The organism is Actinophytocola oryzae (assembly GCF_004364325.1).
Taxonomy (GTDB): Bacteria; Actinomycetota; Actinomycetes; order Mycobacteriales; family Pseudonocardiaceae; genus Actinophytocola; species Actinophytocola oryzae.
This window is the reverse complement of record NZ_SOCP01000007.1, coordinates 396,716-410,489: the sequence shown is the minus strand read 5'-3', so window position 1 is coordinate 410,489 and position 13,774 is coordinate 396,716. Positions and strand designations below refer to the sequence as shown.

Here is a 13,774-nt window from a genome sequence, read left to right as displayed (position 1 = left end):
CAGGGATTTCTGACCACCGGTCGCCGGTCATTTCCGCCATCACTCGATGGCACTGGCCACTGTGGACACACCGGTGGTGCCGATCATGTCGTAGTGCCCGCCGGGCATCTCGACGATCCGCAGTCCTCCGGGGTAGAGACCGTGCCAGTGGGCGAGGTACTCGCCGCGGTCACCGGAGGGCAGGAGTTCCTGCCCGTCGCGGTGGATCTCGTCGCTCACGACCAGCGTCGCCGGTGCCGTCGACACCGGCGCGCGATAGGTGCCCAGGGCTCGGGATTCCGCGCGCAGCACCGTGAACGGCAGCCATTCGTCGAGGTTCACCGACTCGACGGGGATGTTCATCGGGCCGGCGAGTGATCTCAGCTCCCGTTCGGTGGTGGCGCGTGCCGTGCCTGTCTCGGTCTGGCCGCGCCGCCACAGCGACTCGGCCCGGCCGAACGTCGCCACGAGGGCCTCGAACCGGGCCTCGCGGTCGGGTCCGGTGACGGCGGGCTCGAGCAGGTAGGCGGCCTCGACCTGGTCGGGGTGCATGGCGGCCATCTCGTGGAGGATGACCGCGCCCGCGGACCAGCCGAGCAGCCGGTAGGGCCCCACGGGCGCGACGTTCGCGATCTCCTTCCAGTAGCGCTCGGCCATGGCACGCACGTCGTCGATGGCCTGCTCTCCCTCGGCGAGTCCGGCGGCCTGCACGCCCAGGAGGCGGTAGCGGCCACGCAGCGCGTCGGCGAGTTTCTGGTACGAGTGGACCTGGCCGCCGCCGGGGTGGACGCAGAACAACGTGGGCGGTTCGGCGTCGGTGGGCCGGGTCGGTCGTACCTCGGTCACCAGGCCGCCGTGCTCGTCGCCGGTCCGGTCGAGGGCGGCGGCGAGTTCGTGGATGGTCGGGTTTGCCATGACCTGCCGCAGCGTCGTGGGTCGGCCCGCGCGGCCGAGGCGCGTCACGAGCTTGATCGCGAGCAGGGAATGGCCGCCCAGGTCGAAGAAGTTGTCGTGGACGCCGACCGTGGGCAGGCCGAGGAGGTCCTGCCAGGCGCAGGCGACGACCTGTTCGGTGGGGGTGCTCGGCGGGGTGTGCGTCACCTCGGTTGCCGGCGCGGGCAGTGCGGCGCGGTCGACCTTTCCGTTGGGGGTCAACGGAAGCGTGCCGAGGGTGACGAACGCGTTGGGCACCATGTAGGCGGGCAGCGTGCGTGCCGCGTGGGCCTTCAGCTCGTCCACGTCGGGGATACCCGTGCCGACGAGGTAGGCGACCAGGCGTTTCACGCCCGGGGTGTCCTCACGCACCACGACCGCGGCGGCCGTGATGGCGGGGTGGTCGATGAACGTCGCCTCGATCTCGCCCAGTTCGATGCGGTAGCCCCGCAGCTTGACCTGGTTGTCGATGCGGCCGATGAACTCCATCTCGCCGCCGGGCAGCCAACGACACAGGTCACCCGTGCGGTACAGCCTTTGTGGACCGTCACCCAGGTCCAGCTCCACGAACCGTGTCGCCGTCAGCTCCTCCCGGTTGAGGTAACCGCGGGCCACACAGATCCCACCCAGCAACGCCTCCCCCGCCACACCGACCGGCACCGGCCGGTTGTGCCCGTCCACGATGTAGGCGGTCGTGTTCGTGATGGGGCCGCCGACATCCACCCCACCGGTGGCGCCGTCGGCGACCTGGCTGGTGGCGGACATGACGTTCGCGACCGAGCACTCGGTCGCGCCGTACTCGTTGTAGATCACCGTTTCCTGCTCGCACACCGCGAGGATCCGGCGGGCGAGGTCGGCCGTCAGCTCTTCCCCGCCCAGGACCATCGTCCGCACGTCGAGGGTGACGTCGGCGGCTTCGGCGGAGGTGACGAGCAGCTCGGCGTGTGACGGCGTGAGCTTGAGGAAGCTCACGTGTGCACCGGACAGCAGCACCTCGGTGGCGGCGCTGAACGCCGACTCCCCCGGTTGCGGCACGGGGATCACGATCGGCAGTCCCTGCAGCAGCGGCAGGAACAGCGCCGTGACGGTCAGGTCGAACGCGACCGGCGAGTACAGCAGCGTGCCGATCTTCCCCGAAGGCGGGTAGTTCCGGGCGCACCAGTGGAGATAGTTGACGACACCCTCGTGCTCGATCATCACGCCCTTCGGTTTGCCGGTCGAACCGGACGTGTAGATCACGTATGCGAGGTCGTGCGGCCCGGCGAGTGGCTCGGGCTCGGTGGCGGGGTGCGCCGCGATGGCGGGCCACTCCTCGTCGACGAGGACCTTCGCGGCTCCCGCGGGCAGGCGGTCGGCGAGGCTCTGCTGCGTGACCACCAGTGGCGCGGCCGTGTCCTCGACCAGGTAGGCGAGGCGGTCGGCCGGGTAGTCGGGATCCATCGGCACCCACGCGCCACCGGCCTTCATGATCGCCAGCAGTGTGACGACCAGGTCCGGCGACCGGTCCAGGAACACCGCGACCAGCACGTCCGGCCCGACCCCGCGCTCACGCAGGTGGTGGGCCATGCGGCAGGCCCGTGCCTCCAGCTCCACACCGGACAGCACCACGTCGCCGCAGATCACCGCGGGACGATCCGATGCCTGCTCCGCGAGCAGACCGTGGATCGTCCGTCCACTCGGGAACTCCCCCGCGGTGTCGTTCCACTCGACGACCATCCGCGACAGCTCGTCCTCGCCCAGCATCGGCACGTCCGCCAGCGCCGCGTCCGGGGCGGCCACGAAACCGGCCAGCAGTGCGGCGAAGTGCCCGGCCAGCCGCGAGATCGTGTCCGCGTCGAACAGCGCGCGGTCGTAGGCGAACCTGACGTCCACCACCTCGCCGGCGGACACGACGACCGTGAGCGGGTACCCGGTGCGCTCGACGCACCCGACGGTCCGCAGCGCCAGGGTGTCGGCACCGGCCAGGTCCGGGTAGTTCTCGAACACGAGGATCGACTGGAACAGCGGCTTGCTGTGCGGGATCTCGGCGCACTCCCGCACCTCGACGAGGCTCGTGTGTTCCCACTGCCGCAGCTCGATCTGCTCGACCTGCAGGTCCCGCAGCCAGTCCGCGACCCTCGCCCGGCCGTCCACACGGGACCGCACGGGCAGGGTGTTGATGAACAGCCCGACCATCGCGTCGACCCCGGCCAGCTCGATGGACCGCCCGGACGTCGTGGCGCCGTAGAGGACGTCCTCTCGGCCGGTGTAGCGCGACAGCAGTGCCGACCACACCCCCTGCACGACCGTGTTGACCGTGACCCGCTGCTCGCGGGCGAACCCGCGCACGCGCTGGGACTGCTCGGGGTCGAGGACCAGCACGTGCTCGTCCACACCGCGTCGTGCGCTGTGCCGGACCGGCAGCTCGGACGGCTCGCTCATGCCGCGCAGGTACCCGCGCCAGAACTCGCGGGCAGGCTCGGCGGGCTGCTCGTGCAGCCACGTCGCGTACCGGACGTACGGGGTCGCGGGCGCGAGCCCCGGTTCCCGGCCGCGCAGCGCGGCCTCGTAGATCTCGAACAGCTCCTTCTTGAGCACCTGGATGCTCCAGCCGTCGAGCAGGAGGTGGTGGAACGACCACACGACCGTGCGTGCCTCGTCGGCCGTGCGGACCAGCCGCACCCGCAGCAGCGGCGGCCGTGCCAGGTCGAAACCCTCCTGCCAGTCGTCGGTCAGAAGCCGGCGCAGCATCGTGTCCTGGGTCCCGGCGTCGTGCTCGCGCCAGTCCAGCGCCTCCCGTGGCAGGTCGGCGGTGCGCTGCACGACCTGGACCGGGGTGGACACCTCCTCCCACAGGAACGCGCTGCGCAGGACGGAGTGCCGGTCGACCAGGGCCTGCCAGGCGTCCAGGAAGGCCAGGTCGTCCAGCGGGCCGGTGATCTCCTCGACCATCTGCACCTGGTACGGGCTGATGCCCTCCCCGTCGCGCAGCGAGTCGAAGAGCATGCCGAACTGCATCGGCGACAGGCCGTAGACGTCTTCCACGTTCGCGCTCATGCGCCGAACCTCCTCATGATCGCGGCCAGCTCGTCCGCCTCCAGCTCCGCGAGCGGCACCTGTGCCGTGCCCGCGCCGTCGTTCCGCTGGGTGACGATGTCGAGCAGTGCGCGCAGGCTCCCGGTGATGTGGTCGGCGAACCGGCTGACGGTCGCCTGGTCGTGGATCTCGGTGGAGTACGAGATGTCGATCCCGAGCCGGCCGCGCTCGACGGCCGACAGGATGTCCAGCAGGTGCCTTCGGGTGCCCGCGTCGCTGAACGACCGGCCCCTCGGCTCACCCGCGGCGGCGTGGCGGCCGATGCCCGGCACGTCCGCGCCCAGCTGCCCGAGGTAGTTGACGTTGACCTCGGGGGCCGGGTGGGTGAGTGCGTGGCGCGTCGGCGTGTCACCGAGGTAGCGCAGGACGCCGTAGCCGATGCCCCGGTGCGGGATCGCGCGCAGCTGTTCGCTGACGTCCTTGAGCCGGATCGCCGGGTCGTCCTCCGCGAGGCCGGTCAGGGCGACGGGGAAGACGCTCGTGAACCAGCCGACCGTGCGGGAGGTGTCGACGTCGGGGAACAGGTCCTCTCGGCCGTGGCCCTCCAGGCCGATGGCGACGGCGTCGTCGCCGGTCCAGGCGTGCACCGCCGTGCCGACGGCCGTGAGCAGCGCGTCGTTGATCTGCGTGTGGAACGCCCGGGGCACGTCCCGCAGCAGCGCGGTCGTCTCGTCCTCGGTCAGCTCGACGCGCACGGTGGCGGCCGAGCGTTCGGTGTTCGCGCCGTCGTGGTCTCTCGGCAGCGGTCGGCCCGCGGCCTGCGCGGTCCAGTACCCCAGCTCCGCGAGCGCGCCGGGCGACCGTGCGTAGCGGACGAGCTTCTCCGCCCACGTGCGCACGGACGTGGTCTTGGCGGGCAGCAGCACTGACCGGCCCCGCGCCGCCTGGCCGTAGGCCGTGCCCAGGTCCTCCAGGAGGATGCGCCACGAGACGCCGTCGACCGCCAGGTGGTGCACGCCGATCAGCAGCCGCTGCCCGTGGCCGCCCAGGTCGAACAGGGCGGCGCGGATGACCGGCCCGTCCAGGAGGTTCATGCCGCGCTGGGTGTCGTCGGCGATCCGCTTCATCTCGGGCCACACGGCGTCCTCCGCCAGCCCCGAGAGGTCGTGGCAGGTCAGGACGGCGGGGCCGGGGTCCTCGGCGAGGTGCTGGCGCCACCGGCCGTCGTCACCGCGGACCACCCGCAGGCGCAGCGCGTCGTGGTGGTCTGCCAGTGCCGCCAGCGCACGTGCCAGGACCTCGCCGTCGAGACCGTCGGTCTCGAGCAGTTCGACCTGGTTGAAGTGGGCGGGTTCGGCCATGCCCAGCGCGAAGAACCAGTGCTGGATCGGGGTGAGCGGCACGTCGCCGACGATCTTGGTCTGGTCGGCGAGGACGGAGCCGGTGGAGCGCGCGTTCGCGGCGATCGCGGCGACGGTCTGGTGCTGGAAGAACATCCTCGGGGTCAGCTGGATGCCGAACTTCCTGGCCCTCGCGATGACCTGCAGGCTGATGATCGAGTCGCCGCCGAGTGCGAAGAAGTTGTCGGTCACCAGGACCTCGGGCACGTCGAGCAGCTCGCGCCAGATGTCGGCGATGACCTTCTCGGTGGCGCTGTGCGGCGGCTCCGCGTGCGTGGGTTCCGCCGTCGGGGCGGGTAGCGCGGCGCGGTCGACCGTGCCGGTGCTCGTGCGGGGCAGATCCGGCAGGGTGACGAACGCCGAGGGCACCATCACCGCGGGCAGGCGGTCGCCGAGGAACCGGCGCAGGTCGTCGATGTCCGGTGTACCGGTCACGTAGCCGGCCAGCTCACCGTCGTGGACGGCGGTGGCGGCGGCGGTCACCGCCGGGTGGGCGGCCAGCGCGGCGTCGACGTCGCTGAGCCCGACCCGCTCGCCGTGGACCGTCACCACGTGCTCGACCCGGCAGACGAACCGCGGCTCACCGGCGGGCGACCACGTCACCAGGTCGCCGGTGCGTGCCCCGTCGCGGACCAGCTCGCCGGGCACCCCGACGGGCACCGGCCGTCCGGCGGCGTCGAGCACCCGCGCACCCGCGGCGACCTCCCACGCCGTGAGCGTCTCCTGTTCGGCGGCCGTGAGCATGGGGATGGCCGACAGGGGCGCGGCCGGGTCGGTGACGAGGTGGCCGAGGAGCGTCGCGAAGTGGGTGCCCATCCGCTCGACCGTCGCGCGGTCGAACAGGTCGGCGGGGTAGTCGAGCTGCGCGGTGAGCCCGCCGTCGTCGGTCTCGTGGAGGGTCAGGTTCAGGTCGAACTTGCCGAGTCCGCCGTCGACCGGCACCGGGGTGACGTCCACGCCGGGCAGCTCCCACGCCTGGGCCTCGCCGCTGGTGCGCAGCACGAGCATGGCCTGGAACAACGGGTTCCTGGCGACCTCGCGCCTCGGTGCCAGCTCCTCGACGATCCGCTCGAACGGCAGCTCCTGGTGGTCGTAGGCGGCGAGGGCGGTGTCCCGCACCCGGTCGAGCAGCTCGGCGTAGGTCGGGTCGCCGGACAGGTCCGTGCGCAGCACCAGGCTGTTCACGAAGAAGCCGATGAGGTTCTCCGTCTCGGCCTGCCCGCGGCCCGCGATCGGGGTGCCGACCGCGATGTCGTCCTGCCCGCTGTAGCGCGACAGCATCACCTGGAAACCGGCCAGCAGAGCCATGAACAGGCTCGCGCGGCTCCCGGTGGCGATCTCCCGCAGGGCCGTGACGGTCGCCGCCGGGACGGTGAAGCCGACGACGTCACCCCGCGGGGACCGGTTCGCCAGGCGTGGCCGGTCGGTGGGCAGCCGCAGCGGCGCCACGCCGGACAGCTCGCCGCGCCAGAAGTCGAGCTGCGCCCGCAGTGCGTCGGTGGCCAGGCGGTCGTGCTGCCAGGCGGCGTAGTCGGCGTACTGGACGGGTAGTTCGGGCAGTGTCCCGACCGTGCCACCGGTGGCGGCGGCGTAGTGGTGGCGCAGCTCGCGGGCCAGGATCGCCTCGGACCAGCCGTCGAACAGGATGTGGTGCAGGCAGAGCACCAGCGTCGCCGCCCCGGGACCGGTGCGGACGAGGACCGTGCGCAGCAGCGGGCCCTCGGTGAGGTCGAACGACGCCGCGGCGGCCGCGGCGATCCGGGCCGGGGCGTGTTCCTCGTCCACGTCGACCACTGTCACGTCCACCGTGGACGGTTGGTCGACCACCTGGAAGGGGCGGCCGGTGTCGTCGGCGGCGAAGCGGGTGCGCAGCACCTCGTGCCGGGCGACCAGGCGGGTCAGCGCCGTCTCGAGGGCCACCACGTCCAGGTCACCGGTGATCCGCAGCGCGATCGGGACGACGTAGTCGCTTCGGCCCGGCTCCAGCTGGTCGAGGAACCACAGCGCGCGTTGCGCCGGCGACAGCGGCAGCGGCACCAGCGGGTGGCGCGGCGCCGGCGGGATCGTGTCCTCGGTGGCGGCGTGCAGACGGGGCAGCAGGTCGCTCAGCTCCGCGATCGTCGGCGCCTGGAAGACCACCCGCAGCGGGACGTCCACGCCCAGCTCACGCCCGAGCCTGGTCGTGAGCTTGATCGCGAGCAGCGAATGGCCGCCGTGGTCGAAGAAGTCGTCGTGCACCCCCGGTTCGGTGACGCCGAGGACGTCCCGCCAGATGCCGGCGACGAGGTGCTCGGCCGGGGTGCGGGGCGGGGTGTGGTCGGCGGCCTCGACGGCCGGTGCGGGCAGTACGGCGCGGTCGACCTTTCCGTTGGGGGTCAACGGAAGCGTGTCGAGAGTGACGAACGCGTTGGGCAGCATGTAGGCGGGGAGGGTGCGTGCGGCGTGGGCCTTGAGGTCGTCGGGACTCGGGATGTCGGTGCCGACGAGGTAGGCGACCAGGCGTTTGACACCCGGGGTGTCCTCGCGGACGACCACGGCGGCGCCGGAAATGGCGGGGTGGTCGATGAACGTGGCCTCGATCTCGCCCAGCTCGATGCGGTAGCCCCGCAGCTTGACCTGGTTGTCGATGCGGCCGATGAACTCCATCTCGCCGCTCGGTAGCCACTTGCAGAGGTCACCGGTCCGGTAGAGCCTTTGTGGACCATCGCCGAGGTCCAGCTCCACGAAACGGGTGGCGGTCAACTCCTCACGGTTGAGGTAGCCGCGTGCCACGCAGATACCGCCCAGCAACGCCTCTCCCGCCACGCCGATCGGCACCGGCCGGTTGTGCGCGTCCACGATGTAGGCGGTCGTGTTCGTGATGGGGCCGCCGACCGAGACGGGGCCGGTCATGTCGGCGTCCACGTGCCGGGTCTCCGACATGACGTTCGCGACCGAGCACTCCGTCGCGCCGTACTCGTTGAAGATCGCGCAGTCCGGCTGGCACACCGCGAGGATCCGGCGTGCGAGGTCGGCCGTCAGCTCCTCCCCACCCAGCACCATGGTGCCGACGTTGAGGGTCACGTCCGCCGCCTCCGCCGAGGTCACGAGCAGCTCGGCGTGCGACGGCGTCATCTTGAGGAAGCTCACCGACGCCCCCGACAGCAGCACCTCGACGGCGGCGCTGAACGCGGACTCGCCGTCCTGCGGCACCGGGATGTCGATCGGGAGTCCCTGCAGCAGCGGCAGGAACAACGCCGTGACCGTGAGGTCGAACGCGACGGGTGAGTACAGCAGCGTCCCCGCCTCACCGGCAGGCGGGTAGTTCCGCGCGCACCAGTGCAGGTAGTTGACGACACCCTCGTGCTCGATCATCACACCCTTGGGTTTGCCGGTCGACCCGGACGTGTAGATCACGTACGCGAGGTCGTGCGGCCCGGAGAGGGGCTCCGGCTCGTGCGCCGGGTACTGCGCGATGGCGGGCCACTCCTGGTCGACGACAAGGCGGTTGATGTGCTCGGGCAGCCGGTCGGTGAGGCTCGTCTGGGTGATCACGAGCGGTGCGGCCGTGTCCGCCATCAGGTAGGCGAGCCGGTCGGCCGGGTACTCCGGGTCCATCGGCACCCACGCGCCACCCGCCTTCATGATCGCCAGCAGCGTCACGACCAGATCCGGGGTGCGGTCGAGGAAGACACCCACCATCACGTCCGGCCCGACCCCGCGTTCCCGCAGGCAGTGGGCGAGCCGGCACGCCCGCGCGTCCAGCGAGGCGTTCGTCAGCACCTCGTCGCCGTAGCGGACGGCGGGCTCGTCGAGCCGTGCGGCGGTCTGCTCGGCCAGCAGCCCGTGGATCGTCCGCCCGCTCGGGAACGGTCCCTCGGTCCGGTTCCACTCCACGACCATCCGGAACCGTTCGTCCTCGCCGAGCAGCGAGACCTCCGACAGCGGTGCCGCGGGCCTCTCGGCGAGCTGCGCCAGCAACGTCCGGAAGTGGCCGACCAGCCGCTCCACGGTGGCCCGCTCGAACAGGGCGACCGGGTAGTCGACGTAGCCGGTCAGCGCGCCCTCGGCGGTCTCGCGGAGCGTCATGTTCAGGTCGAACTTGCCGAGACCGCCCGAGACGGGGGTGCGCTCGACCGTCACGCCGGGCAGCTGCCACGGCTGGGTCTCCCCGGCTGTCTGCAGCACGAACGTGGTCTGGAAGAACGGGTTGCGGCCCACGTCCCGCCGCGGCGCCAGCTCCTCGACGATCCGCTCGAACGGCAGCTCCTGGTTGTCGTACGCGGCCAGCGCCGTCTCCTGGACCCGCGTGAGCAGCTCGGCGTAGGACGGGTCGCCGGACAGGTCCGTGCGCAGCACCAGGCTGTTCACGAACAGGCCGATGAGGTTCTCGGTCTCCGTACGGTTGCGCCCCGCCGCCGGGGTGCCGACCGCGAGGTCGGTCTGCCCGGAGTAGCGGGACAGGAGGACCTGGTAGGCGCCGAGCACGGCCATGAACAGGTTCGCGTCGACGGTCGCGGCGGCGGCACGCAACGCGGTGACGGTCGCGGCGGGCACGGTGAACCGGACGGCGTCACCACCGGTGACACCGGCGGCCTGGCACTGCCGGTCGGCGGGCAGCTGCAACGGCGCCAGGCCCGCGAGGCGCGTGCGCCAGTACTCCAGCTGCCCACGCATCCGGTCGGTGCCGAGCTGCTCGTCGTGCCAGGCGGCGTAGTCGCCGTACTGCACCGGCAGCTCCGGCAGGCCCTCCCCGGCGTACAGCGCACCCAGCTCCCGCGCCAGGACCGACTCGGACCAACCGTCGAACACGATGTGGTGCAGGCACAGCACAAGCGTGTCCGTGTCCGCGCGGACCAGCACGGCCCGCAGCAGCGGCCCGGCGGCCAGGTCGAACGGCTCGGCCGCGATGGCGTCGACGCGGGCGCGGACCTCGGCCTCGGGGACGTCCTCGACCGCGACCGTCACCGGTGCCGGCGGGTCGACGACCTGGCACGGCCTGCCGGTGTCGTCGGCGACGAACCGGGTGCGCAGCACCTCGTGCCGGGCGACGAGCCGGGTGAGCGCGTGCCGCAGGGCGGGCACGTCCAGGTCCCCGGTCACCCGCAGCGCGATCGGCACGACGTAGTCGCCGCGTCCCGGCTCCAGCCGGTCGAGGAACCACAGCCCGCGCTGGGCCGAGGACAAGGGCACCGGCAGGAACGGGTCCCGGCGCGGCAGGTGGTCGTTCCGCCTGCCGCGGATGCGGGACAGGAGCAGGGACTGGGCGTCGTTCATGACTGGTCCTCGATCATCGCGAGCAGCTGGGACTTGACGCCGGCGATCGTCGGCGTGAGGAAGAGCGCCCGGAGGCTGATGCGGACGCCGGTGAGCCGTTCCACCTGGTTCACCAGCTGGACGGCGCGCAGCGAGTGGCCGCCGGACGCGAAGAAGTCGTCGTGGACACCGGGGTCGCGGACACCGAGCACGTCGGCCCACACCCCGGCGATGGCCTCCTCGACCTCGTCGCCGGGAGGCACGTGCACGGCACCGGTCACCACCCGCGCAAGGTCGGGTTCGGGCAGCCGTCCTCGGTCGACCTTCCCGTTGGAGGTCAACGGGAGTTCGGGGAGCGCCACGAACACCGCGGGCACCATCACCGACGGCAGCAGCCCGGCACACCGCTCCCGCACCGCCACGGTGTCCAACTCGCCGTCACCCACGCAGTACGCGACGAGGTGCTTGTCGCCGCCCTGGTCCTGCCGCAGCACGACCACGCATGCGCCGACGTCCGGATCGGACAGCAGCGCCGCCTCGATCTCCCCCAGCTCGATCCGCACCCCGCGCAGCTTCACCTGCGTGTCGGCGCGGCCGAGGAAGTCCAGCTGCCCGTCGGAGGTGAACCTGCCGAGGTCACCGGTCCGGTACAGGCGGCCGCCGGGCTGGAAGGGATCCAGGACGAACCGCTCCTCGGTCAGCTCCGGCCGGTTCCAGTACCCGCGCCCGACGCACAGCCCCCCGAGGTAGACCTCCCCCACCACACCGACCGGCACGGGCCTGCGCGCCGCGTCCAGCACGTACACGGTCTGGTTGAGCATCGGGCGGCCCGCGAGCACCGGGGTGTCCGGCTCGGCACGCCAGTACGTCGTGTCGACCGAGACCTCGGTGGCGCCGTACAGGTTGACCAGGTCGCCGGTGAACCGCTCGGCGAACCGCCGCACCAGTGTGCGCGGCAGCGCCTCGCCACTGCAGAACGCGTACCGCAGCGCCGCGCAGTCCGCCGGGTCCGCCTCGTTCGCGAACACGTCCATCAGGCTCGGCACGAAGTGCAGGCCCACGACCCGGTGCTCCCGCATGAGCGACGACACGTGCGCCATGTCCAGCCGGGTCGCGCCGGGGACGAGCACGACCGTGCCGCCCTGCCACAGCGGCCAGAAGATCTCGTAGGCCGACACGTCGAAGGTCAGCGGCGTGGCCTGCAGGAAGGCGTCACCGGGCCGCAGCGGGAAGTCGTGCTGCATGCCGGCGAGGTAGTTGACGATCCCCTCGTGCTCGACCATCACACCCTTGGGGCGGCCGGTCGAGCCCGACGTGTAGATGACGTACGCGAGGTCGCTCGGGGTGGCGATAGGTGCGGGCTCGGTCGCCGGGTAGGTAGCCACGGTCGGCCAGTCGGCGTCGACCAGCAGCCGGTCGGTCGTGGCGGGCAGGCGGTCGGCGAGGTCCTCCTGGGTGATCACGAGTCGTGCGGCGGTGTCGTCGAGCACGAACCCGATGCGGTCGGCCGGGTGCTCGGGATCCAGCGGCACGTACGCACCACCCGCCCTGAGGATGGCCAGCAGCGCGACGACCAGCTCCGGGCACCGCTCCAGGAACACCCCGACCAGCACTCCCGGCCGCACGCCGAGGTCGCGGAGGCGGTGGGCCAGGCGGCGGGCGCGCTCGTCCAGCTCGCCGTGGGTGAGCACCATACCGCCGCCGACGACCGCGGGCTCGTCGGGGTGCGTCGCGGCCCGTTCGGCGACCAGCTCGTGGAGGAGCCTCCCGGCCGGGAAGGGGCCCGCCGTGTCGTTCCACTCGACGAGGACCCGCGCGCGCTCGACGGCGGGGATCATGCTGACCGCCGAGATCGGGACATCCGCCTGCCGGGCCAGCTCGTCCAGCAGCACCAGGAGGTGCTCGCCCATCCGCTCCACAGTGGACCGGTCGAACAGGTCGGTGCTGAAGTACAGCCGCCCGACCGCGCTGCCGTCGTCCTGTTGGGTGAGGTGCAGGGTCAGGTCGGTCTCGGAGTCGGGCGCGGCGAGCGGGTACTGCTCCACCTCGACCCCCGCGAGCCGCCACGCGGAGCCGGGCGGGTTCTTCTGCAGCACCAGCATCGCGTCGAACAGCGGGTTGCGGGACAGGTCGCGCCCGACGGCGAGCTCCTCCACGAGCCGTTCGAACGGCAGGTCCAGGTGGCCGAAGGCGCCGACGGCGGTGTCTCGGACGCGGCCGAGCAGCTCGGCGAACGTGGGATCGCCGGACAGGTCCGTGCGCAGCACCAGGCTGTTCACGAACAACCCGATGAGGTTCTCGGTGCCGGACAGGGTGCGGCCCGCGACCGCGGTCCCGACGGCGACGTCGTCCTGTCCGCTGTAGCGGGACAGCATGACCTGGAAACCGCCCAGCAGAGCCATGAACAGGGTCGCACCGGCCCGTCCCGCGGTGCGGGCGAGCGGGCGGAGCGTCTCGGCGGGGATGGTGAATCCGACCACGTCGCCCGCGGTGCCGCGGACGGCCCTGCGCGGCCGGTCCGTCGGCAGTTGCAGCGGTCGCAGGCCGGAGAGCTTGTCGCGCCAGTAGTCGAGCAGCATCCGCTGGCGCTCGTCGGTGAGGCGCCGGTGCTGCCACACCGCGTAGTCGGCGTAGCGGACCGGCACCTCCGGCAGCACGGCCGACGGGTCGCCGGTGGCGGCCGCGTACAGCACCCCCAGCTCGCGGGCGAGGACCGGCTCGGACAGGCCGTCGAAGACGATGTGGTGCAGGCACACTACGAGCACCGCGTCCTCGGGTCCGGACCGGACGAGCACCGCCCGCAGCAGCGGTCCGGCGGCGAGGTCGAAAGGTGCCACCGCTGTGGCGTTGACCACCGTGTCGACGTCGGCGGCGGGCACCTCGACCACCCGCACCGGGACCGGGGCGGGCGGGCCGACGACCGTGTACGGGCGGCCGTCCTCACCGGCGGCGAACCGGGTGCGCAGCGCGTCGTGGCGGGCCACCACCCCGGACAGCGCCACCCGCAGCGCGGTCACGTCCACGGGGCCGCTCAGGCGCAGGGCGCGGCGGATCAGGTACTCGTCACCATCGGGCTCCAGCTGGTCGAGGAACCACAGACGCTGCTGGGCGAACGACAACGGGGTGCGGTCCACCCGCGTGTGACCGACGGGCGAGCTGATCGTCATCGACATGCTGGTCTCCACCGAGTTCGGCGCCGGGGTCAGGTTTCT

The 13,774-nt window shown here is 72.0% G+C and carries 3 protein-coding genes; all 3 read right to left on the bottom strand.

Annotated features, from left to right (window positions below; translation table 11 throughout):
- Window positions 1-39: 39 nt before the first annotated feature.
- The 3 genes from CLV71_RS21535 to CLV71_RS21525 are packed head-to-tail and all read right to left on the bottom strand — an operon-like array spanning window position 40 to window position 13,735.
- Window positions 40-3,948, bottom strand: a complete 3,909-nt coding sequence (locus CLV71_RS21535; protein WP_133904604.1) for a non-ribosomal peptide synthetase — start codon at window positions 3,946-3,948, stop codon at window positions 40-42.
- Window positions 3,945-10,583, bottom strand: coding sequence for a non-ribosomal peptide synthetase (locus CLV71_RS21530; protein ID WP_133904603.1), 6,639 nt, complete (start codon window positions 10,581-10,583; stop codon window positions 3,945-3,947). Before CLV71_RS21530 ends, CLV71_RS21535 begins: the two co-directional genes overlap by 4 nt.
- Window positions 10,580-13,735, bottom strand: a complete 3,156-nt coding sequence (locus CLV71_RS21525) for a non-ribosomal peptide synthetase (RefSeq protein ID WP_133904602.1) — start codon at window positions 13,733-13,735, stop codon at window positions 10,580-10,582. The genes CLV71_RS21530 and CLV71_RS21525 overlap by 4 nt, the downstream gene beginning before the upstream one ends.
- Window positions 13,736-13,774: the final 39 nt, after the last annotated feature.